The organism is Bartonella saheliensis, from assembly GCF_902162175.1.
This window is the reverse complement of sequence record NZ_LR607196.1, coordinates 19,504-43,108: the sequence shown is the minus strand read 5'-3', so window position 1 is coordinate 43,108 and position 23,605 is coordinate 19,504. Positions and strand designations below refer to the sequence as shown.

Annotated in this window: 17 protein-coding genes; 15 read left to right on the top strand and 2 right to left on the bottom strand. The window is 38.2% G+C overall.

Annotated features, from left to right (window positions below; translation table 11 throughout):
* The first annotated feature begins 40 nt into the window (after nt 1-40).
* From FS875_RS01275 to FS875_RS01260, 4 genes are read left to right on the top strand one after another with little or no spacing between them, the layout of a single operon-like run.
* The gene (locus tag FS875_RS01275; protein WP_144751957.1) at nt 41-1,084 is read left to right on the top strand and encodes a hemin-degrading factor; all 1,044 of its coding nucleotides are present in this window, start codon (nt 41-43) and stop codon (nt 1,082-1,084) included.
* Nucleotides 1,085-1,095: 11 nt separating this feature from the next.
* Entirely contained in the window at nt 1,096-2,019 is a 924-nt protein-coding gene (locus FS875_RS01270) for a heme/hemin ABC transporter substrate-binding protein (RefSeq protein ID WP_144751955.1), read from the top strand.
* Nucleotides 2,020-2,039: 20 nt separating this feature from the next.
* Nucleotides 2,040-3,119 carry a FecCD family ABC transporter permease gene (locus FS875_RS01265; protein WP_144751953.1) on the top strand — a complete coding sequence of 360 codons (1,080 nt, stop codon included), beginning with the start codon at nt 2,040-2,042 and terminating at the stop codon, nt 3,117-3,119.
* Nucleotides 3,116-3,949, top strand: coding sequence for a heme ABC transporter ATP-binding protein (locus FS875_RS01260; RefSeq protein ID WP_144751950.1), 834 nt, complete (start codon nt 3,116-3,118; stop codon nt 3,947-3,949). The genes FS875_RS01265 and FS875_RS01260 overlap by 4 nt, the downstream gene beginning before the upstream one ends.
* Nucleotides 3,950-4,333: 384 nt before the next feature.
* On the opposite strand, the gene FS875_RS01255 is transcribed toward FS875_RS01260, so the two are convergent.
* Nucleotides 4,334-5,308 carry a tail fiber protein gene (locus FS875_RS01255; RefSeq protein ID WP_144751948.1) on the bottom strand — a complete coding sequence of 325 codons (975 nt, stop codon included), beginning with the start codon at nt 5,306-5,308 and terminating at the stop codon, nt 4,334-4,336.
* A gap of 1,365 nt (nt 5,309-6,673) precedes the next feature.
* On the opposite strand from FS875_RS01255, the gene thiC reads away from it, so the two are divergent.
* The 9 genes from thiC to FS875_RS01210 all read left to right on the top strand — a co-directional run bounded on the left by thiC (nt 6,674) and on the right by FS875_RS01210 (nt 18,291).
* Nucleotides 6,674-8,494: a phosphomethylpyrimidine synthase ThiC gene (gene thiC / locus FS875_RS01250; protein WP_144751945.1), complete on the top strand. Its 1,821-nt coding sequence runs from the start codon at nt 6,674-6,676 to the stop codon at nt 8,492-8,494.
* The gene (thiO, locus tag FS875_RS01245) at nt 8,491-9,441 is read left to right on the top strand and encodes a glycine oxidase ThiO (protein WP_144751942.1); all 951 of its coding nucleotides are present in this window, start codon (nt 8,491-8,493) and stop codon (nt 9,439-9,441) included. Before thiC ends, thiO begins: the two co-directional genes overlap by 4 nt.
* A gap of 3 nt (nt 9,442-9,444) precedes the next feature.
* Nucleotides 9,445-9,642 (top strand): sulfur carrier protein ThiS, encoded by a 198-nt coding sequence (gene thiS, locus FS875_RS01240; RefSeq protein WP_144751939.1) that lies wholly within the window; start codon nt 9,445-9,447, stop codon nt 9,640-9,642.
* A gap of 5 nt (nt 9,643-9,647) precedes the next feature.
* The gene (locus FS875_RS01235) at nt 9,648-10,421 is read left to right on the top strand and encodes a thiazole synthase (RefSeq protein WP_144751936.1); all 774 of its coding nucleotides are present in this window, start codon (nt 9,648-9,650) and stop codon (nt 10,419-10,421) included.
* Nucleotides 10,418-11,023: a thiamine phosphate synthase gene (locus tag FS875_RS01230; RefSeq protein ID WP_144751933.1), complete on the top strand. Its 606-nt coding sequence runs from the start codon at nt 10,418-10,420 to the stop codon at nt 11,021-11,023. Before FS875_RS01235 ends, FS875_RS01230 begins: the two co-directional genes overlap by 4 nt.
* Nucleotides 11,014-11,772, top strand: a complete 759-nt coding sequence (locus FS875_RS01225; protein WP_144751930.1) for a hydroxymethylpyrimidine/phosphomethylpyrimidine kinase — start codon at nt 11,014-11,016, stop codon at nt 11,770-11,772. Before FS875_RS01230 ends, FS875_RS01225 begins: the two co-directional genes overlap by 10 nt.
* Nucleotides 11,773-12,143: 371 nt before the next feature.
* The gene (locus FS875_RS01220) at nt 12,144-12,983 is read left to right on the top strand and encodes a uracil-DNA glycosylase (protein ID WP_144751926.1); all 840 of its coding nucleotides are present in this window, start codon (nt 12,144-12,146) and stop codon (nt 12,981-12,983) included.
* 69 nt (nt 12,984-13,052) lie between these two features.
* Nucleotides 13,053-15,680, top strand: coding sequence for an aminopeptidase N (gene pepN, locus FS875_RS01215; protein WP_144751923.1), 2,628 nt, complete (start codon nt 13,053-13,055; stop codon nt 15,678-15,680).
* Between the two features lie 289 nt (nt 15,681-15,969).
* A complete protein-coding gene (locus FS875_RS01210; protein ID WP_144751920.1) occupies nt 15,970-18,291 on the top strand; it encodes a sensor histidine kinase in 2,322 nt (773 codons plus the stop codon).
* Here the strand turns inward: FS875_RS01210 and FS875_RS01205 are convergent.
* The gene (locus FS875_RS01205; RefSeq protein WP_144751917.1) at nt 18,278-18,823 is read right to left on the bottom strand and encodes a methylated-DNA--[protein]-cysteine S-methyltransferase; all 546 of its coding nucleotides are present in this window, start codon (nt 18,821-18,823) and stop codon (nt 18,278-18,280) included. The genes FS875_RS01210 and FS875_RS01205 overlap by 14 nt on opposite strands.
* 698 nt (nt 18,824-19,521) lie before the next feature.
* Here FS875_RS01205 and carB point away from each other — a divergent pair.
* The gene (carB, locus tag FS875_RS01200; RefSeq protein ID WP_144751914.1) at nt 19,522-23,007 is read left to right on the top strand and encodes a carbamoyl-phosphate synthase large subunit; all 3,486 of its coding nucleotides are present in this window, start codon (nt 19,522-19,524) and stop codon (nt 23,005-23,007) included.
* A 259-nt stretch (nt 23,008-23,266) separates the two neighbouring features.
* Nucleotides 23,267-23,476 (top strand): cold-shock protein, encoded by a 210-nt coding sequence (locus FS875_RS01195; RefSeq protein WP_120121932.1) that lies wholly within the window; start codon nt 23,267-23,269, stop codon nt 23,474-23,476.
* Nucleotides 23,477-23,605: the final 129 nt, after the last annotated feature.

Genomic DNA, 23,605 nt, shown 5'->3' with positions numbered 1-23,605 from the left:
AAAGTTAGTTTTTGAGTTAAATAACATAAAGGTAAAGTACATGGCGTATACAGCTGAAATGATTCTTCGTTTGCGTGAAGAAAAAAAAGAAATGCGAAACCGCGATTTTGCGGTTTCGATTGGTATATCCGAAGCGGAACTTATTGCGGCTTACTGTACTATTGGAAAAGCAAAAAGGCTACAAACTGATGTTGCTACTCTCTTGGAAAGTGCACCGCGACTTGGAAAAGTCATGGTCTTAACACGCAATGAATATGCCGTTCACGAAATAACAGGATGCTTTGAAAAGATTATTCAAAATCAACATATTCCTATTACACTGGGTGAAATTGATTTGCGTATTTTTGCAAAACAATGGAAGTTCGGTTTTGAATATGATGTCATTATCCTTGGAAAGCCTGCAAAAAGTCTGCAATTCTTTGATGAGCATGGCGTTGCTATTTTAAAAATCTATTCTAAAGATATGACCAACATGGAGGAGTGGAATAGACTTGTTGAAAATCTCCTTCTTGAAGATCAGTCTTCTGTTCTTGACATTCTTCCTGTTTCTCTTCCAGTTCAGTGTGACATAACAGAATTGGATATTGAGAATTTTCGGGATCGTTGGCGTAAAATGACAGATGTACACCAACTTCATAAAATTATTTCCGAATTTAAAATTAATCGGCATCATGCTGTAAAATATGCTGGCAATGAATTTGCCGATGAATTACAGGCAGATGCTGTTGAAATAATGCTGAACCAAGTCGCAGAACAAGAACTGCCTATTATGTGTTTTGTTGGGAATAAAGGGTGTATTCAAATTTTTAGTGGAACTGTAAAAAATATTAAGCAAATGGGGCCTTGGCTTAATGTTCTTGATCCAGGATTTGACCTTCATTTACTTACGTCTGGGATTGCTCGTGTATGGCATGTTCGCAAACCTACTCGTGATGGTTATATCAGTTCACTTGAAGTTTTCGATAAAAATGATGGGATGATTGTTCAATTTTTTGGCTTGCGTAAAGAAGGTCAAAAAGAGCGTGAGGATTGGCGTGCTTTATTGAAGTCTCTTCCTCCCTATCAAGAATTAGTCGTCGCTTAGAAAGATAAAATATGCTTATACTTCTTTTGCGTAGACATTTCAGTTTTTTTCTTCTTTTTCTATTGCTTTCTTTTAACTTTTTTTCTCAACGGGTCATTGCTGAACCTACCACACATTTTTCTGAAAATGCGCGGATTGTTTCCATTGGCGGTTCTCTGACGGAAATTGTTTATGCATTAGGCGCACAAGATCGACTTGTTGCCCGTGATAGTACAAGTGTTTATCCAAAAGAAGCCCTCAAACTTCCTGTGCTTGGCTACATGCGCGCTCTTTCACCTGAAGGTGTTCTATCTCTTGCTCCAGAAGGAATCTTGCTCGTTGAAGGAAGTGGGCCTCCTTCAACAATTGAAATTCTCAAAAAGACATCAATCCCTATCGTGATCATACCAGAAAACTATTCTCGAGAAAGTGTCATAGAAAAAATTCGCCTTGTTGGAAAAGCCATCCAGCGTGAAGAGCAAGCCGCAGCATTAATTCAAAAGGTAAGCCGTGATTTTGTAGACAACGATGCTCTTTTGGCAAGAGTAACGAAACCAAAGCGTGTCCTTTTTATTTTATCCGTACAAAATGGGCGCGTTATGGCATCTGGAACAAATACAGCAGCTGATGGTATCATAAAACTTTCAGGGGCTATCAATGCCATTACTGATTATAAAGGGTATAAACTTCTCAATAACGAAGCGTTACTAAAAGCAGATCCTGATGCTATTTTACTTATAACACATAGTGGGAAATCTATTAATCTTGAAAAACTTTTAGCTATACCAGCCATTCAAGCAACAACTGCCGCCAAAAATCATGCTATTAAACAAATGGATGCTATGTATCTTTTAGGATTTGGTCCACGCACTGCAAATGCATCAAGAGAACTTATTCATATGCTTTATGGTGCAAACCAAAACGATAAAAACGGCCAAAACGATAAAAACGAATAAAATTGGTAGAGAAACCATCCATGGTTTATGCATCTAAAATAGAAAAAAACAAAAGAATAAAGCGCGAAAATTTAAGAAAAATACTCTTATTCGCTCTTATAATATTCCTCATCTTTAGCATTTTAAGCGGACTTTTAAATGGCGCTTCAAATACCTCACTCTTTGATTTTCTTTATAACCTGTTTACGCAAGAATTTTCTGTCAGTCGTAACACACGTGATTATCTCATATTTATTGATATAAGGCTTCCTCGCGTTATCTTAGGGCTATTGATTGGAGCAGCTTTGGCTGTCTCAGGGGTTCTGATGCAAGGACTTTTCCGTAATCCTCTTGCTGATCCTGGAATTGTGGGTGTATCAGCAGGAGCCGGTCTTGGTGCTGTTTTAGCCATTGTTGTAGGTTTTGCCATTCCTATTTCATTTGCACCTTTTCTAGAACCGTATAAAGTTATCATAGGCGCTTTTTTAGGTGGGCTTTTATCAACGATTATCCTCTATATAATAGCTACGCATCATAGCTTTACCTCTATTGCAACCATGTTGCTTGCCGGTATTGCCCTTGGGGCTTTAAGCAGTGCCGTTGTTGGAACGTTGATTTTTATCGCAAATGACCAACAATTACGCGATATTACTTTTTGGAGTCTTGGCTCTCTTGCGGGTGCAACATGGTTGAAAGTATGGCTTGTTCTCCCTTTCATCTTTGCTGGTCTTCTTTTTTCCCCCTTTTTATCACGAGCACTGAATGCTCTTGCACTTGGTGAAGCCGTTGCTGGTCATATTGGCTTCCCAGTGCAACGTGTTAAAAATATTGCGATTCCCCTTGTTGCTCTTATGTGTGGAAGTGCTGTTGCTGTCAGTGGTGGTATTGGTTTTATTGGGATTATTGTTCCTCATATTTTACGTCAGCTTATTGGTCCTGATCACCGTTATCTTATTCCTTATTCTGCTCTCTTGGGAGCAGCATTACTTATTTTTGCTGATACGTTTGCACGCTTAATTGTTGCTCCCGCAGAATTGCCAATTGGAATTGTAACAGCACTTTTTGGGGCTCCCTTCTTCCTGTGGATCCTTATATGCAAACGAGGAACAGACTTTTCATGATTGAGGCAAAAAACATTTGTGTTCAGCGCGGAAAGAAACAGATTCTTAACCACGTTAATCTTCAAGCTAAAAGTGGTGCTTTTACTATCATTATCGGTCCCAACGGATCAGGAAAAAGTACTTTTGTCAAAGCATTAAGTGGGGAAATTCCTTACAGTGGAAAAATAACCTTAAATGGTTATGATGTACGCCAAACAAAGACTTATGAAATGGCAAAAATGCGAGCCGTTTTACCACAATCAACAACGCTCGTATTTCCATTCTTAGTTCATGAAGTTGTGGGTCTTGGCCTTTCTGTAAACCAAATTACCATTGCCAAAGCCGAATTGCAAAATCTGATCCAAGAAGCTTTAGAGCGCGTTGACCTTTCTGATTACGGTAACCTGTATTACCACCAATTATCAGGTGGAGAACAAGCGCGCGTACAACTTGCGCGTGTTCTTTGTCAAATATGGAAACCCATTTATAATGGAATTCCTCGTTGGATGATATTAGATGAACCTATTGCTAGCCTCGATATTCAACATCAAATTATCGTTATGGACATTGCAAAACAATTTGCCCATTCTGGTGGTGGCGTTCTTGCTGTTCTTCATGATCTCAATCTCGCAGCACATTATGCAGATAACATGATCTTGCTCAAGGAGGGCGAAATTTATTGCGAAGGAAATGCCTCTGCTGTTTTGACAACACAAAATCTCCGCAATGTTTATCATTGTTCCTTAAACGTTTCTGAATTACCTAAAGAAGATATCCCATTTATACTCCCTCAAACGGCATCCTCCTGTGAAGTTAGATCTCAAAGCTATCGTCTTCAATCTAAAAATTAAAATCCGTGAGAAAAATAAAGCACGCAAATATCCAAGAGTCTGTTTATTTTTAAATGAACTCTTTTCTCTCAATCCATAAAAAATTTATTTGTGGTTTTAGTGGCATTATTCTTTTCATAACGCATGTACTTTAGCTGTTTTTATCGATAGATAAACATTGATTTATAATGATCATTTACTTCCCCTCTATAGCCAATAAGAAGATCAAATATGATCATATTTTTCACTTTTCTTCCTCTATTTAAAAAATTGTTTTTTGACTCTCTCAAGTATCCTATAAACTGTATAGAGGTTTCCTCTTTAAATATATAAAAAATAACGCGGAATTACTCCGCGTTAACAAAATTATCAAATGTATATAGATTCTGTATTTCCCAATCATACTCATGATTTTATAGCATAGACAACTGTTGTATTAACAGGGCGCGTTTCAGCCTCACCCGTATGGGCAAGCGTTACCTTGTGTGTATGTGCACCAGCAGAATCCGTTGTCCCTTGCAAGGTAGCATTATAGGTATAATAATTCGGTAATCTCCCAATATTACCCGTTGGCCATCCAACGCCTTTATACTGAAAATTGTGTGTATGCTTACCTGATTCTTCAATGGTTCCAATATGTGTATGTGATTTTATGCTATCTTGTTGTTTATCAGCAAATTTTCTATTATCATCTAAACCCCGACCATCATCAAAACCCCGTAAAAACATGCCTCTAAAATCAGGAACTTTAAAAGTTGTATCACTGTCTTTTCCCCATTGATCACCTATTGCCTTGAATAACTGCGGATAATCTTTACGCTTATAGGTCTTACCATCACATAAAAGCCAACCGGTTGGTATTTCTTGCATAGCAAATGTCGCAATAAATCCAGTAGGAAAAATTTCTATCTTTGGTGGTGTAGGATTTAATAAATACCAACCATCTCGATCTTCCGTTGAAATATTGCCATTATATACCATTTCATAAATACCGTTTGTTTGTAGCTCTCCCCCTTCTAACGATATAACACCTGTATGCGTCGCTTTATAAATAGGCTTTTCTTCCATGCTATTAACTTTTATTGTCGTCTTGCCAACATTCACGCCATGAGACTTAAAACGTATGATGATATCATTGTTATATTTCTTTATCGGTGAAACTGTCTTTAAGGTAATTAATGTTGTTTTATCTTCCGCATTGATCATAAAGCCTGAATCAATAGATCCACCATTATCTGTAAGATATTCACGCACGCGCTGCATCATCGCCCGCGCACTATCATTGACAGAACTAGGCGGCTGACCTTCTGACCAATTAATAATATTATCTGAATGAGCATTTTCATCAGCTTTTAGCGACCAATCGTAAATATTCGACATTATAAATCCCCCATTATTTTCATCGTTTTTCTAATAATTTCTCGTTCTGTGATCTAAAATATGTCCGCCGCATTGGTATATCATAACCACTGCACCATCCATATTTTACGCATTTTTTCTCTCTTCACTCCTTTCAATTTAATAAGTTAATTTCATCAGATTTTTTTCATAATATCAGTCTTAATGCTTCCATTTCTAATCCGTAATGTAGCACCTCATCTGATGTTATTGGGTATCTTATTTGGGCTATCGTGATATAATTGTATTTTAAAATCTTGGATCTTGTTGCAAAGTTTTACAAATACCGTTCAAATTTTTTCTTATGGTTTCATATAACCATTATCAAATGCAATAACTTATCATCTGTATAGAAAGTCGCTCATTTAAATTTTTAATGAAACATTTTATTTGTTCAATGTATCAAATCTCTCTTTTGATTATCATTTGTATTTTAAAAATTTAAAAGTTAGCTTCACATTCTTTGCATACCTCATTATGTTTTTATTGATATGAGGGTGTTTTATTCTATTTCATTCAATTTATTTCTGAGTTTGTATTCCAAGATCAATACTAATGTTTTTTGAACAGACTTCTGTTCAACCTCAATGCATCATAAAGAATATATTTAATATGATAATTTCTTCTCTTCAGTAAACTGAAATACTAAAGAAAGATCATAAGCCTTCCTCAAGTCCGAAGGTTGTATCCGATCCAGATATTAAGAAAACACCCCACCCCTTAAGCCTTTACGAACAAATCTCACGTCTTTTTAAATCAACGCTCTACAACCAAACCCGCTCTCACTTAAAATAGCTCCCTCTATGTATATATTTTATTATAGGTATATTTTTTTTGCAAGAACAATAAATCCTTCTAAACATAATCGCGCAATTTTTGGTGTTCTCCTTAATTGATTACGATATCAAAGTAAGCACTCTTGTAAACTATTTTGTTAACTCATCTGCCTCATCAATCCAGATAAAAAGTTCAATCGATTTAACATTTGCTACCCCTTCCCCTCAGTTATCAAAGACAATTTCTTAATATTATAGTTTATCACTTCATAATGCCTCTTTTCATTCTTAAAAATACACCAAAATCGTTTAAAATACATCTTTGTGATTGACAATGTCCGTATTTAAGCCAATCATATCGGTGTTAACGAAAGTGTTTATATGGGGGAGTGCAGATATTATTTAGATATTGCATTAATCTTTTCAAAATAAATTTTCTTAAGCTTTATTGGAGATCACTTACTATAAAATGTTAGAAGCACTTCTTCATTCAAAAGTATGTAATTGATCATTTGAATATATCCCCATACCACCTTAGTTTTTGAACTCTGTGTTTAAAAGGAAAAAATTTGTGCCCAAAAATATTCCATCAATCAGTTGTAGCCCCTTTCCCGCCTCACGCAAAATTTATCAACAGAGTCCTCTTTTTTCTGATGTGCGTGTCCCCTTGCGTGAAATTTCATTAACCGATGGGAGTGGTGAGAAACCTTTAAATGTTTACGATACTTCTGGCCCCTATACCGACGAAGATGCAATCATTGATCTTACAAAAGGTTTACCTGCAATTGGCTCATCTTGGCTCTCTAGGCGTGATGATACTGAACCTTATCCTGCACGTCCAATTAAACCTGAAGATAATGGATTAACGCGCTCTCCTATACCCGCCTTTGAAAAAAAACGGTCTATTTTGCGCGCAAAAAATGGCAAAGAAATTACACAAATGGCATATGCGCGTGCAGGCATTATTACAGAAGAAATGGAATATGTCGCTATACGAGAAAATGAAGGGCTCTCAATAAAAGATCAACAACAAGTGCAACCCAATCCATTGGGTGGAGAAATACCAGAAATTTATACTGCGGAATTCGTTCGGAATGAAATTGCCTGTGGGCGTGCTATTATTCCTCAAAATATCAATCATCCAGAATGCGAACCAATGATTATTGGGCGCAATTTTCGTGTTAAAATTAATGCCAATATTGGCAATTCAGCCGTAACATCTTCAATGGCAGAAGAAGTTGATAAAATGGTTTGGGCTATTCGTTGGGGCGCAGATACAGTGATGGATCTCTCGACGGGGCGAAATATTCACAATATCCGTGAGTGGATTATTCGAAATGCTCCTGTCCCCATCGGGACTGTTCCTCTTTATCAAGCACTCGAAAAAGTACAAGGTATTGCTGAAAATTTAACATGGGATATTTTTCGCGATACTCTTATAGAACAAGCAGAACAAGGGGTTGATTATTTTACGATTCATGCTGGCTTAAGATTACCATTTATTCCAATGACAATTGACCGTGTAACGGGTATCGTTTCACGGGGTGGTTCTATTATGGCAAAATGGTGTCTTCATCATCATAAAGAAAGTTTTCTTTATGAACATTTTAATGAAATTTGTGATATTGCAAGCACCTATGATATCTCTCTTTCTTTGGGAGATGGATTACGTCCTGGCTCTATTGCTGATGCTAATGATGAAGCCCAATTTGCCGAACTTAAGACTTTAGGAGAATTGACAAAAATTGCTTGGGAAAAAAATGTACAGGTTATGATTGAAGGACCAGGGCATGTTCCAATGCACAAAATTAAAGAAAATATGGAACAGCAACTCGATCTGTGTCATGAAGCCCCTTTTTACACTTTGGGACCTCTTACAACTGATATTGCTCCTGGTTATGACCATATTACATCCGCCATTGGTGCGGCTATGATTGGATGGTTTGGAACCGCTATGTTGTGCTATGTGACGCCTAAAGAACATTTAGGACTTCCCGATAAAAATGATGTCAAAACGGGAGTCATCACTTATAAAATTGCCGCCCATGCTGCTGATCTTGCAAAAGGTTTGCCCAAAGCACAGTTGCGCGATAATGCTCTCTCACGTGCACGATTTGACTTTAGATGGCATGATCAATTCAACCTTTCTCTTGATCCAGAAACGGCTTGTGCCTTTCATGATGAAACAATGCCTAAAGATGCGCATAAATTGGTGCATTTTTGTTCTATGTGTGGACCCAAATTCTGTTCTATGCGTATTTCTCATGATATTCGTGATGCTGCATCACTCCAAAAGACAAAAGGTGAAGGCATGGTCGCTATGGCTGAAAAATATCAAGAAAGTGGTGACCTTTATGTCGAAGCCCCTCAAAAAAAGAGAGTCAACAGTTGAAGAATATTCTTATCAAAGGTGCGGGGGTCGGTGGTTTAACCGTTGCTTTTATGTTACAACAAAAAGGCGCTCATATTACTGTATCGGCCCCTCCTCTTTCTCCTATAGGAACGGCAAGTTGGTATGCAGGAGGAATGCTCGCGCCTTACTGTGAAAGAGAAAATACTGAACAGATCGTTGAAGATCTTGGTGTACAAGCCATACAATGGTGGCACAAAATATTTCCAGATCTTGTTATAAGAAAAGGAACTTTAGTTGTTGCACCAGCACGAGATAAGGTAGAGCTTGAACGATTTTTAGAGCGGACACATCATCATAGAATTATCAATAGTGAAGAAATAGCACGTCTTGAACCCGATCTTGCAGAACGTTTTAACCATGCGCTTTTTTATGAAAAAGAAGCCCATCTTGATCCTCGTAAAGCGCTCATTGCTTTAAAAGAAAACCTGATAAAAAACGGTGCATGTTTTGTTGATGTCAAAACATCTGAAATAAATTTTGATATGATCATTGATGCAACAGGAATAGCACGTTTAGGAAAAGATAAAAATATACGGGGGGTGCGTGGTGAAATGCTGCTCGTACGCTGTAGGGATATTAAACTTTCCCGCCCCATTCGTCTTCTTCATCCACGCATCCCACTTTACATTGTTCCGCGACAAGATAATATTTTTATGATTGGCGCAACGATGATTGAAAGTGACTTTGACGGTGCCATCTCTGTGAGATCAATGATGGAATTGCTCAACGCAGCCTATACCTTGCATCCTGCTTTTGCTGAAGCAGAAATTGTTGAATCTGGCGTTGGAGTCCGCCCAGCTTATCCTGATAACTTCCCTTCTGTATACAAATATGGTAATCATATTTCTATAAATGGATTTTATAGACATGGTTTTCTTTTATCTCCAGAAATGGCAAAACGCGCGGTAAAATTGGCATTGGAATAAAACATGCAAATCTTTGTTAATGGTGAACAAATTCAAACAGAAGCCACTTTTCTCAATCTCTTGCTTGTGGAATTGGGGTATGAAGGAAATTGGCTCGCAACTGCTGTTAATGCAAAAGTTGTTCCTGTGAGTGAGCGTGGACAATTTGTCTTGCATGAGGGAGATAAAATTGAAGTTTTAAGCCCAATGCAAGGAGGATAATATTTATGTTGAATCTGTATGGGCATAAATTCTCTTCTCGTCTTATGTTAGGTACAGCGCAATATCCCTCACCTGCTGTTCTTCGTGATGCTATTTATAAATCGAATACAGAAATTGTAACCGTTTCATTACGCCGCGAAAGTGCTGGTGGCAAACAAGGGGGACAATTCTGGCAATTCCTTCAAGAGCTCAATATAACAATACTTCCCAATACCGCAGGTTGTTACACTGTTAAAGAAGCTGTAACGACAGCCCATTTAGCACGAGATCTCTTTAAAACCTCTTGGATTAAACTCGAAATTATTGGGAATGCTGATACTTTACAACCAAATGTTTTTTCCCTCATCGAAGCAGCGCAAATTTTAAACAGTGAAGGTTTTCACGTTTTTGCCTATACAACCGATGATCTCATTGTTGCTGAAAAACTCTTAGATGTTGGTTGCCAAGTCATTATGCCTTGGTGTGCACCTATTGGCTCTGCCAAAGGTCCTCATAATACTGATGGACTGCGCTCTATTCGTGCTTATCTTCCTGATACCACTCTTGTGATTGATGCTGGCATTGGGCGTCCATCTCATGCTGCTGTTGCTATGGAAATGGGTTATGATGCGGTCCTTCTTAATACCGCAGTTGCTAAAGCAGGTGATCCTGTCTTGATGGCTGAAGCATTTTCTAAAGCTATCCAGGCGGGGCGTATGGGATATCAAGCAGGCATTCTCGAAGCACGCAATGTCGCCGTTCCTTCAACCCCCGTTATTGGAAAAGCAGTGTTTTCATGAAATTGGATCCATTTTACCTCATCGTTGATAATGCTGATTGGGTTGAACGCTTGGTTCCTCTCGGTGTCAAGCTCATACAACTGCGTATGAAAGACGAAGATCTTCAAACAATCCGTCAACATATCAAACGCGCAAAAAATATCTGTAATAAATGGGGAGCACAACTTATAATTAATGATTATTGGCGCATTGCCATTGATGAAAAATGCCATTTTATTCATCTTGGGCAAGAAGATCTAAGCAATGCTGATCTTGCCTCAATTCGCAAAAATGGTATAAGATTTGGTCTTAGCACCCATGATGAACATGAATTGGATATCGCTCTCTCTGTTCATCCTGACTATATTGCTCTTGGTCCTATTTATCCGACAATCTTAAAAAAAATGAAATGGCAACCTCAAGGATTAGAAAAAATCAAACAATGGAAATTGCGGATTGGTGCTTTACCTTTCGTTGGCATTGGGGGCTTAAACCCAGAACGCGCAATAGATGTTTTAAAAGCAGGAGCCAATAGTGCTGCTGTTGTCACAGACATTATCCTCCATAAAAAACCTGAAGAGCGGGTAGATCAATGGCTCAAGGTGACCCAGCCATGGCGTTAATACCTTCTGTTCTCATTGTTGCAGGCACTGATCCAACAGGAGGTGCTGGTATTGTTCGTGATATAGAAACAGCTGCATATTTTCATATCAAAGCCAACTTAGCCATTACTTGTGTCAATGTACAGGATGATCATCACGTTGCTGAAATTGTGCCCATGAATGAAAAACTTGTTGCTGCGCAAATGCGCAGTGCCCTAGAGGCTCATTCAATCAGCGCAATAAAAATTGGTATGACAGGAAATCAAGCTATTATCGCGGCAATTTGTCGTGTACTCGAAGATTATCCCCATATTCCCGTTATTCTTGATCCTGTTCTGGTTGCCTCATCGGGGGGAAAACTAACAACGGAAAAAATCACAGAAATTATGATCAATCAGCTTTTCCCATATGTTACTCTTTTAACACCAAATAGAGATGAGCTCGCTCTTCTTAGCCAAACCCCACTGGCATCTCATCATGAAGAGACAATACAACAAGCAAAAAAACTTTTGTCATTGGGCGCTCGTTCTATTTTAGTAAAAGGGGGACATGCAGAAGGACCTCTTGCAATTGATAGCTTCATCGACAAAATGGAAGTTATTAATATTTCTGCTCCACGTTTAAAAGGAACAATGCGTGGAACAGGGTGCATTCTCTCAAGTGCTATTGCAGCTCATTTAGCACTCAATGAATCTCTTATTTCAGCTGTAAAAAAAGCAAAAGCATATACCCACACAGTGTTTTTAACCCATTGTAAAAATAGTTTTTAAATAATATCAGTTTATATAAATGTAATATTTATGTATTTTTTTATGTCTATAGTATTAATTTAATAAAATATTCCTTTATAATTAAATTATATTATAAATATAATAATAAAGATTATATTTATTTAATCACTTGCATAAAAGTGAAAGTTCTTTTACTATAAAGGAATTAATTTGTTCAAAAAGCTAAAATGGCGGATCTAAGCCAATTGTACATTTAACGATATATATAATCGCAAACTTCCGCAACGATGTGCCTTTTTTATAAAAAGAAAAAATGCTATCAGCGTTTTTAGGTACGAATGAATATATTTATAAAACTTGAAGGATAATATTGTTTGATCTATAATTGTTAGATCACTAGAAAAAATAAAATGTTAAATCAAACACCGTACTCAATTTCCTATGAAGAGCTCTTAAACTTTTATAAAGAAAGTGGTGCGGATGCTGTTCTGACAGATTTACCGATTGATCGTTTTAAGCAATCTGCTTGTTCAGAGAGAAAATTAGCACCTGTTGTGAACATTTCTCATAATCAACAAACATCCCCCAAAACATCTCCAACTGTAAAATTAGATCATCATCCGCTCCATAACTTGAAGGCTATGCAAAGCGAACCTGCTGCTATAGAGAGTGCCAAGAATGCAAAGACACTTGATGAATTAAAATCTGCTCTTCTTGCATTTAATGGTTGTTCATTAAAATTAACAGCAAAAAACACCTGTTTTTCAGATGGAACAGCAGGAAGCCCTTTGATGCTCATAGGCGAAGCCCCAGGACGAGAAGAGGATCTACAAGGCATTCCTTTTGTGGGAAAAGCAGGAATGTTACTGAATAAAATCCTCGCATCAATTGGCTTAACAAGAAATAATGTGTACATTGCTAATACTATTCCTTGGCGTCCTCCAGGAAACCGTACACCAACACCAAGAGAAATTGCCTTGTGCCGCCCTTTTATTGAACGCCACATTTATTTAGCGCGTCCTCGTGTGCTTATAGCACTGGGAGGCGTTGCAGCACAGTTTCTTACCGGAACTCAAAATGGCATCATCCGAACACGAGGAAAATGGCATGTTTATGAAAGTGAGGATAATATAAAGATACCTGTTATGCCAACCTTCCATCCTGCTTACCTTCTTCGAACGCCTAGTCAAAAGAAACTCACATGGATAGACTTCTTAGAAGTAAAAAATCGTCTCGATAACCTTTTGTAATTCTTTAATCTTCTTTGACACTAAAATTAAAAAACTTCTTTAACTCTTAAAACACGAATGGGAAAAACTATGGAACAGCCAACAACATCTATTTATCGTTTAGAAGACTATCAGCCAACTCCTTACGCTATCCCTAAAACACAACTTTCTTTCCAATTGGCACCAACAAAAACCTCTGTTACAGCCATATTGTCTATTGAACCCCGTCACGAAACAAAAGAGTTAACACCTCTTGTGCTTTCAGGCGATGATCTTACTTTAATTTCTGTTGCGATTAATGGTGAAATATTAGCCCCAAACACTTATAAAGTTACGCCTTCACGTTTAGAAATTACCACGCCACCAGCGGCTCCCTTTACATTGGAATTGGTTACGGAACTAAATCCTGAAAGCAACCGCCAACTTATGGGGCTTTATCTTTCAAATGGTGTTTATTGCACACAATGTGAATCGGAAGGGTTTCGCCGTATGACTTATTTTTACGACCGCCCAGATGTTCTTTCTACCTATAGAGTGAAAATTGAAGCCGATTCCCAAACAATCCCCATCTTGCTTTCAAACGGTAATCTGGTGGAAACAGGAACTTTAGAGAATAATCGCCATTTTGCCGTTTGGGAAGATCCTTATCCTAAACCATCTTATCTCTTTGCTTTGGTAGGTGGCGATCTTGATAAGTTAGAGGACTATTTTACAACTGCATCTGGACGACGTGTCGAACTTGGTATTTATGTAGAAAAAGGAAAAACCAAACGCGCTGCTTATGCCATGGATGCACTCAAACGTTCCATGCGTTGGGATGAACAATGTTTCGGGCGCGAATATGATCTTGATGTTTTCAATATTGTTGCTGTTTCAGATTTTAACATGGGAGCAATGGAAAACAAAGGTCTTAACATTTTTAATGATAAATATGTTCTTGTTGATCCTGAAACAGCAACCGATCAGGATTATAGAAATGTTGAACGCGTTATTGCTCATGAATATTTCCATAATTGGAGCGGTAATCGTGTTACCTGTCGCGATTGGTTTCAACTCTGTTTAAAAGAAGGCTTCACTGTTTATCGTGATCAGGAATTTTCATCAGATCAAAATGTACGCAGCCTGCAACGAATTGAAGATGTAAAAGCATTAAAAGCTACGCAATTTGTCGAAGATTCAGGACCTCTTGCTCATCCTGTCCGTCCTCGTCAATATAGCCAAATTAATAATTTTTACACCACAACGGTTTACGAAAAAGGTGCTGAAGTTGTCCGTATGATACGAACGATTTTAGGTCCCTCTCTGTTTCGTAAAGGCACAGATCTTTATTTTCAACGGCATGATGGACAAGCTTGTACCATTGAAGATTTTATTACCTGTTTTGCTGAAGTATCTGGCCAAGATTTCTCCCAATTCATGCTGTGGTATGAACAAGCTGGAACCCCCAACGTAGAAATCGATAGTCATTATGGTGATGGTGTTTTAACAATTCATGCAAAGCAACATATTCCCTCAACCCCACAACAAAATACAAAAAAGCCTATGCTTCTTCCTATTGCATTTGGCTTATTAGGCTCTAATGGAGAACGCCTTGCTTATGAAGCGGAAACAGATATTCAATCAGACGTTATGCTGTTGTCCAAGGAAAGCCAAACCTTTACATTAAAGGGGCTTTGTGAAAAACCTGTTTTATCACTGCTGCGTGATTTTTCTGCGCCAATCATTCTACACACACCATTCAATGAAAGCGAACTTATTTTTCTTGCTCAACATGATGACAATCAGATTAATCGCTGGCAGTCTCTTAATCAATTAATGACACAAGCTTTGATTCAAAGCATTCAAGATAAAACACAGGCAAAAGCAACATTCCCCCCTGCTCTGCTAAAGCTGATTGAAACGATCATAACAGATGAAAGCTTAGAGCCTGAATTTCGTGCTTTCTGTTTAAATTTACCTAGTGAGGTTGAACTTGCTCATACAATCGGTAAAAATATTGACCCAGATCGTATTCATTATGTCCGCAATCAGTTTTTAGCTTCACTTGCAAAAACCCATCAAGAGCTCCTAACAAAGTTCTATGGGCAAATGCAAACCCAAGAGCCCTATTCACCAAATACTGCACAAGCTGGAAAGCGAGCATTCAAGAATATCATACTGGATTATCTTTCCACCGCCGAAGCCAATCCAAATCGCGCTGCTTTACAATATGCAACAGCTGATAATATGACTGATCGAATGGCAAGTATCGCTGTTCTCGTGAAGCGTTTTAATAAAAGTGAGCAGACACAAAATGCTTTAAATGATTTTGAAAACCGCTATCGGCATGACCCTTTGGTTATGGATAAATGGTTTTCTATTCAAGCAATGGTTGCTGGCGCATCAACACTTGAGAATGTTCAAAAGCTCATGCAACACCCGCTGTTCTCACAAGATAATCCTAATCGTGTACGGTCCTTGATCGGTGTCTTTGCCTCTCATAACCCCACAGGCTTCAACAGAATGGATGGAGCATCTTATCATTTTCTTTGCCAAATCATTCTAGAAATTGACAAAAAAAATCCACAGCTTGCTTCACGATTATTAACCATGATGCGTTCTTGGCGACAATTAGAACCCATTCGGCAACAAAAACTTGAAACTGAATTAAAAACAATCGCTGCTGCGCCAAAGTTATCAAGTGATGTCGCTGATATCATCAATCGTCTGCTTATTTGAAACAAAAAAATATTTAAAATCAATATGATATGAATATTGATTTAAATAAATTCTAAAAAAAACCTCTAGCACCATTAAACCGATAAATAGGCAATCCAAGCCTGTTTATCGGTCATGTTTCAAATACCTTTTTCTTTTCATATTCCACATTCATAAAAGTAAAATACTTTTTTTTAAAAAAAGACTGGACAGAAGACTCCTGTTTTGATTCACTGCGCTTTGATGGGGTTACTCATGAAGATCGAAGCAGTTTTTAAATCACATTATTCCGCAATTAAAGGAAGAAGAGATGACTAAATTGGACGCATATAATGCGCCAACGGAAATATATGCTGATTCAAAATCGAGCGCTCAAGGTCATAAAGCGCAGACGAAGCGTATTCATCTGCTTTCTGGCTCTGCTTATCAAAAGCTTCTCTTTATTGAACCTTGGTTACGACGCTCACTTCCATTTGTTATTGTCACATTTCTTATTGTTCTTGCAGCCATTCGTTTTGTATCAATCTATGATTGGCGCAATACAATTGATAAAAGCACGCGTTCTACCCTCGCTCTCTTAGCTTCTCATATCACCAATACAATTGATCGTGACTTATTGGTTGTTTCTCAGAAAGGAAAAGTCTCTGTCCTTTCTCATGATCATTTGCAAAATATCCTCACCATTTTGCGCAATCAAGAGCTTATTAATCCTAGCACTCTCATCGCCATTGTTGATCAAAAAGGCAATGTCTTGGCTTCCTCCAGTTCAGAGATCGTCTTAGGAAAACCTTTGCAAGATTTTATCTCTGAGAGCATTGCTTTACAATCTCTTGGACAACACGCTGGAATTATGAAAATTACAATAGGCAAGAATACCCCTGCTCTTGCTTCATTTCATCAAACAAAAAACGGGCAATATGGCGTATTCATTAGCGAAAAGATGCAAGATAGCACTATGGAATGGCGCAGATTTTTTTCGCTTAATATAACTCTCTTCATTGGAACAAGCGGTATTATTCTTGCTCTTCTTTATGCTTATTATAATCAACTTTTACGAGCACGTAAGATAGATCTTATTTCCGAAAAAACTCAAAACCGTATTGATATGGCAATGATGCGTGGACGTTGTGGATTATGGGATTGGAATATGGCAAGTGGACGTGTCTATTGGTCACGGGCTATGTATGAAATGCTGGGCTATGTTCCTCAAGATGCATTGCTCTCCATTTCTCAAATTAGTGCCATTATCAATCCCAATGATGCCAATTTTTTTGATCTTGCTCAAGAATTAATGGGAGGCAAAAAAAAGCATATCGATATCAATATTCCCATGCGGCATGCTGATGGTCATTATGTATGGATGCGACTTCGCGCCGAAGTTACTGAAGAAGAAGAACCCCATTTGGTTGGTATTTCCTTCGATATTAGTGAACAGCAGCAATTGGCTGAACAAACAGCGCAAGCTGACCTTCGTATCCGTGATGCGATTGAAAACATTTCAGAATCTTTTGTCTTGTGGGATGCTGAGGGACGTTTAGTCATGTCCAATAGCAAATTTTGCGAATATGCCGCTATTCCTAAACAAATTCTACAATCAGGGATCCAACGTGCAACCGTTGAAGCCATGGCTCGCCCTGCACTCAGTGAATATCCCCTCAAAGATGATGGCACCGGTAACTTAACCAGTATTCGCCAAACGGCAGATGGTTATTGGCTTAAAATTAATGAACGGCGAACCCAAGACGGAGGATTGGTTTGTATTGGTACGGATATTTCTGAGCTTAAACAACAACAGGAAAAATTTGAAGACAGTGAAAGGCGTCTTTTTTCTTTTATTCAAGAACTCAAACGCACTAGAGGGAGTGCTCAACAACGTGCGACAGAAGTAGAAAAGCTGAATAAAAGTTTGAAAGCAGAAAAAGAGCGCGCAGAAAGTGCGAATAAAGCTAAATCAGAATTTTTAGCTAATATGTCTCATGAATTGCGCACACCTCTGAACGCTATTCTTGGCTTTTCAGATATCATGTTACAATCGACTTTTGGCCCCCTTGGTTCACAGCGCTATAAGGAATATATGCATGATATTTACAATTCAGGAACCCATCTTCTAACTCTTATCAATGATATCCTTGATATGTCAAAAATCGAAGCTGGAAGATTTACGCTTGATTGTAAAAATACCGATCTTGAACCCATCATTAGTGAAGCAGTACGAACACTTACACCACAGGCTCAAGAAAAAAATATTGCTGTTACAACAAATATCACCCCAGAACTTCATGCTGAAGTTGATGGGCGTGCCATGAAACAGATTTTCCTTAATCTCATCTCTAATGCGGTTAAATTTACGCCTTCTGGTGGAAATATTGATGTCTGCGCTTTCAAGAAAAAAGATAATCTTATTTTTAAAATTACCGATACAGGTGTCGGTATTCCACAATCAGCCATCAAAAAACTTGGGCAACCTTTTGAACAAGTTGAAAATCAGCTGACTAAATCCCATACGGGCTCAGGTCTTGGATTAGCCATTTCACGCTCCTTATTAGAGCTACACAAAGGAAAACTTGAAATTACTTCAAAAGAAATGAAAGGAACAACGGTAACGATTATAATGCCCATCACACAAAATTAAGTTTGTTTTTAATTTCTTCTGTTTGTTCTCGTTGTAACAAAATCTGTTTCCGTTTAACGCCCCAACGATACCCTGAAATAAAACCGTTTTTACGGACAACACGATGACAAGGAATAATGATGGCCAATTCATTACGCGCACATGCATTAGCAACGGCACGAAAAGCTTTTGGCATCCCCAAACGACATGCTAATTCCTCATATGAAATTGTTTCACCACACGGTATATCGCATAATCGTGTCCATACTTGTCGTTGAAAAACGGTCCCCTTTATATCTAGGGGAAAATTATATTTTTTTACCAACTTAGGCATTTCTATCATGGCTATAATATGTGCAACCTCTCTCTTAAATGCCTTGTCACCCACAACTTGTTGTGCATCACCAAAGCGTACCGTAAACTCCTGTAATAATTGCTCTGTAGTATCTCCTAATGCAGTATAACAAATCCCCTTTTGAGATTTAGCCACCAAAAGCTTTCCTATGGATACATCTTCCAGACAGAATATTTTCTTTTGGGAAATATTCAGCATTTTAACTTTCTCTCCATTTAAAAAAACTTTGAACATAACCTACAATAAAGGGAGAATATTCACATCTTTTAAAACCAAACATGATTATCCTGAAATTATCTTCTTCGTTATAGTATTAAAATACATCCTCACTATTTTATGGTCTGAAAACAGACAGAGATTGTCTTTCTTTTTCCCCTAAAAAACCAAGACTGCAACCAGAGCCAAAACCTAGCTTTTTTTCTTACAGTTTCCCCCTAGTAACCACTTCAATATAGTTCACTTCATAAATTCTCCTTAAATCCTAGATTGAATTTTGCTACACACTCTAACAAAAAAACACCTCATGTATCATTTTCATGCTCTATATCATCCTCTAAACAGCAGTGTTTTACAAAACAAAAAGATAAACTTCCCCTTTCATTTTACGAAACTTCATCAAGACATAATGGTTTATGTTTTATTCCCCACGAATGCTTGAATATTTTCATTTTTCGAAGCACTCTTATTGTCTTATTAAAGTTTATCCTTTTGATATACTGATCAGGTAATTCAACGAAAAAAAAGGAATTTATTTTCAATTTTATGAAAAAAAGCATGGAAAAGGCATTTTAGTGCTTACTTTCTTTGTCACTTAACTTATAAAATGACTGTAGCCTCAAAACTTAAATATTTTTCTTACCACAATCGTGTACGGATATTTATCATAGGAAAAAACCATGCCCAAACGCACAGATATAAAATCTATTCTTATCATCGGAGCAGGACCTATTATTATTGGTCAGGCATGTGAATTTGACTATTCAGGCACACAAGCCTGTAAAGCATTAAAAGAAGAAGGCTACCGAATTATTTTGGTCAATTCTAATCCCGCCACGATTATGACAGATCCAGATCTTGCTGATGCAACTTATATAGAGCCCATTACACCTGAGATTGTTGCTAAAATTATTGCTCGTGAGCGTCCCGATGCCCTTTTGCCCACCATGGGAGGACAAACGGCTCTTAATACTGCTTTATCATTAAAGCGTATGGGGATTTTAGACCGCTATCATGTTGAAATGATAGGGGCTAATGCAGAAGCGATTGATAAAGCGGAGGATCGTGCTTTATTCCGCCAAGCGATGGCAAAAATTGGTTTGGAAACACCACGGTCTATGTTAGCCAATGCCACAGAACTGAAAGAAGAAAATCGCCAGAAACATGCAAAAACGCGTGCTGAACTTAAAGAAAAACTTTCTGGTGTAGCCCTTGAAAAAGCCCTCGAAGAACTTGAACGCAACTGGCGACATACCGAAGCTGATCGCAAACAGCATTATATCGCCCATGCAACAGCAAAAGCAGTTCAAGCGCTTGATGTTGTTGGACTTCCAGCTATTATTCGTCCTTCGTTTACCCTTGGTGGAACCGGGGGTGGAATTGCGTATAATCGCTCTGAATTTTATGAAATTATTGAACGCGGGCTTGAAGCTTCTCCCACGACAGAGGTTTTAATTGAAGAAAGTGTTTTAGGGTGGAAAGAATATGAGATGGAAGTTGTTCGTGATAAGAATGACAACTGTATCATTGTTTGTTCTATTGAAAACATTGATCCGATGGGTATTCATACCGGTGATTCGATCACTGTAGCCCCTGCTCTCACCTTAACCGATAAGGAATATCAATGTATGCGCAATGCTTCGATTGCAGTCTTGCGTGAAATTGGTGTTGAAACGGGGGGATCCAATGTACAGTTTGCTGTTAATCCTGAAAATGGGCGTCTTATTGTTATTGAAATGAATCCACGCGTTTCTCGCTCTTCAGCACTTGCTTCAAAAGCAACGGGTTTTCCCATTGCCAAGATAGCCGCAAAACTCGCCGTTGGCTATACCCTTGATGAATTGAAAAATGATATCACAGGTGGTGCGATACCAGCATCATTTGAGCCTTCTATTGACTATATCGTGACAAAAATTCCTCGTTTTGCTTTCGAAAAATTTCCTGGGTCATCACCTGTCCTCACAACTGCGATGAAATCTGTAGGAGAGGTCATGGCCATTGGACGTACTTTTCAAGAATCATTACAAAAAGCACTCCGTGGACTTGAAACAGGACTTACTGGTTTTGATGAAATTATCATCCCAGAACATGCTGAAGGTGATGAAAAAAATTCTATACGCTCAGCCATTGCCATACCAAGTCCTGACCGTCTACGCTATATTGCTGAAGCTATGCGCGCGGGCTTATCCTTAAGTGAAATCCACCAAATCAGCAAAATTGACCCATGGTTTTTAGAACAAATCGCCTCCATCATTGAAATGGAGCAGCGTATCCGCATCCATGGTCTCCCTCAAGATCAAGATAATTTACGTATGTTAAAAGCTATGGGGTTTTCAGATGCGCGATTAGCAACCCTTACCGGAAAAGAACCCGATGATATCGCCGCTTTACGAAAATCACTAAATGTTAAACAAGTCTTTAAACGTATTGACACTTGTGCTGCTGAATTTTCTTCTCCTACAGCCTATATGTATTCAACATACGAAGTTCCCTTTGCCGGTATAAAGCACTCAGAAGCACAGATTTCTGAACGCAAAAAAATTGCTATCTTAGGTGGTGGTCCAAACCGCATTGGACAAGGAATTGAATTTGATTATTGTTGCTGCCACGCGGCTTTTGCCCTACGTGATGCAGGCTTTGAAGCCATTATGATTAACTGCAATCCTGAAACCGTTTCAACTGACTATGATACCTCTGATCGTCTTTACTTCGAATCTTTAACAGCAGAAGATGTTATCGCTATTTTAGAAGCAGAACAAGAAAAGGGCGAACTCGTTGGAGTCATCGTTCAATTTGGCGGACAAACACCATTGAAATTGGCAAGCGCTCTCGAAAAACACAATATTCCTATCTTAGGGACTTCACCTGACGCCATCGATTTAGCAGAAGATAGAGATCGCTTTCAAAAACTGTTATTTAAGCTTAACTTAACACAACCTAAAAATGGAATTGCCCACTCTATCGAACAAGCGCGCCTCATTGCCCATGAACTAGGATTCCCATTGGTTGTACGTCCCTCTTATGTTTTGGGAGGGCGTGCTATGCAAATTATCCGTGACGAGCGAAGCTTGCAAAATTATTTACTTGAAAGTGTACCTGAATTAATTCCAGAAGATATTAAAGCTCGTTATCCCAACGATAAAACAGGACAAATCAATATATTGCTTGGTAAAAATCCGCTTCTCTTTGACACTTATCTAACAGAAGCCATTGAAGTAGACGTTGATTGTCTGTGTGATGGCAAAGAAACACTAATCGTGGGAATTATGGAACATATTGAAGAAGCAGGAATCCATTCCGGTGATTCAGCCTGTTCTTTACCAGTCCATACGCTCTCACAGAGCATCGTCACTGAATTAGAGCGCCAAACAAAAGCATTAGCACAAGCACTTCATGTTCGTGGCTTAATGAATGTACAATATGCCATTAAAGATGACACTATTTATGTCTTAGAAGTCAACCCCCGTGCTTCACGAACAGTTCCATTTGTTGCAAAAACAATTGGTCGCCCTATCGCTAAAATGGCTGCACGTATTATGGCAGGAGAAACACTACACAATGCTCTCCAAGCTTATGGCGGATTACCTTCTTCACAGAAAAAACAACATATTGCCGTCAAGGAAGCCGTGTTTCCTTTTGCCCGTTTTTCAGGTGTTGATACACTTCTTGGTCCAGAAATGCGCTCAACTGGTGAAGTTATGGGGCTTGACTATGAGTTTGCGCTTGCTTTTGCTAAAGCACAACTTGGAGCTGGTGTAAAACTCCCTAAGGAGGGAACTTTATTCGTTTCTGTAAGAGATGAAGACAAAAAGCGTATCTTAAATCCTGTAAAACGTTTAACAGAGCTTGGCTTTTCTGTTGTTGCCACAAGTGGAACACAAAAATTTCTCACTGAACATCATATTGAGTCAAAAAAAATCAATAAAGTTCTAGAAGGTCACCCGCATATTGAAGATGCTATTCGTAATCGCCAAATTCAATTGATTTTTAATACAACAAGTACGCCCAGTGCCATCTCAGATTCCAAATCATTACGCTACGCAGCACTCATGCAAAATGTCCCCTATTATACAACAATAGCAGGAGCCGAAGCTGTCGTAGAAGCAATCAAAGCACTCAAAAAAAAGAGCCTTGAAGTGCGTTCCCTGCAAAGTTATTTCAGCTGAATTTCTTGCTATGTGGAAAAGCTCACGCTTTTTGATACTCTTTCTTGATTTTTTCTTTGTATAAAAAATAGCAATTAAAGCTTGCTTTTTATGCTAAAGGCTTTTATATGAACTTTATCGAATTTTCGGTTACGTGACTTTCTTTCCTGTGCGTTCTGCACTTTTGACGAAACCTCTCCCACCTAATTTCGATCTACAACCGTATTGAAGAATTATAGCTTCAGTATACAATATAATTATATATCTCAAGGAGTTTCCTATGTCTACAGGAACAGTTAAGTGGTTTAATACAACAAAAGGTTTCGGATTCATTCAACCTAGTGATGGCAGTGCAGATGTATTTGTACACATTTCCGCCGTTGAGCGTTCTGGTCTAACAAATCTTAATGAAGGGCAAAAAATTTCTTATGATGTTCTTCAAGATCGTCGTTCAGGAAAATTTGCCGCTGGTAACCTTACAGCTCTTTAAAATTTAAATTCTGCAATATTTCGTTTAAAAATCTTCGTCTATAATGACGAAGATTTTTTTTATTTTGTGTAAAGCAAAATTGATCTTGATAAAAGAAAACTCTGCTTATCTATTTTGCACAAGTTATCA

Bases quoted from the DNA above. Each gene is read 5' to 3' on its own strand.
- FS875_RS01275 (WP_144751957.1), top strand. From the start codon at position 41: ATGGCGTATACAGCTGAAATGATTCTTCGTTTGCGTGAAGAAAAAAAA.
- FS875_RS01270 (WP_144751955.1), top strand. From the start codon at position 1,096: ATGCTTATACTTCTTTTGCGTAGACATTTCAGTTTTTTTCTTCTTTTT.
- FS875_RS01265 (WP_144751953.1), top strand. From the start codon at position 2,040: ATGGTTTATGCATCTAAAATAGAAAAAAACAAAAGAATAAAGCGCGAA.
- FS875_RS01260 (WP_144751950.1), top strand. From the start codon at position 3,116: ATGATTGAGGCAAAAAACATTTGTGTTCAGCGCGGAAAGAAACAGATT.
- FS875_RS01255 (WP_144751948.1), bottom strand. From the start codon at position 5,308: ATGTCGAATATTTACGATTGGTCGCTAAAAGCTGATGAAAATGCTCAT.
- thiS (WP_144751939.1), top strand. From the start codon at position 9,445: ATGCAAATCTTTGTTAATGGTGAACAAATTCAAACAGAAGCCACTTTT.
- FS875_RS01235 (WP_144751936.1), top strand. From the start codon at position 9,648: ATGTTGAATCTGTATGGGCATAAATTCTCTTCTCGTCTTATGTTAGGT.
- FS875_RS01230 (WP_144751933.1), top strand. From the start codon at position 10,418: ATGAAATTGGATCCATTTTACCTCATCGTTGATAATGCTGATTGGGTT.
- FS875_RS01225 (WP_144751930.1), top strand. From the start codon at position 11,014: ATGGCGTTAATACCTTCTGTTCTCATTGTTGCAGGCACTGATCCAACA.
- FS875_RS01220 (WP_144751926.1), top strand. From the start codon at position 12,144: ATGTTAAATCAAACACCGTACTCAATTTCCTATGAAGAGCTCTTAAAC.
- pepN (WP_144751923.1), top strand. From the start codon at position 13,053: ATGGAACAGCCAACAACATCTATTTATCGTTTAGAAGACTATCAGCCA.
- FS875_RS01210 (WP_144751920.1), top strand. From the start codon at position 15,970: ATGACTAAATTGGACGCATATAATGCGCCAACGGAAATATATGCTGAT.
- FS875_RS01205 (WP_144751917.1), bottom strand. From the start codon at position 18,823: ATGCTGAATATTTCCCAAAAGAAAATATTCTGTCTGGAAGATGTATCC.
- carB (WP_144751914.1), top strand. From the start codon at position 19,522: ATGCCCAAACGCACAGATATAAAATCTATTCTTATCATCGGAGCAGGA.
- FS875_RS01195 (WP_120121932.1), top strand. From the start codon at position 23,267: ATGTCTACAGGAACAGTTAAGTGGTTTAATACAACAAAAGGTTTCGGA.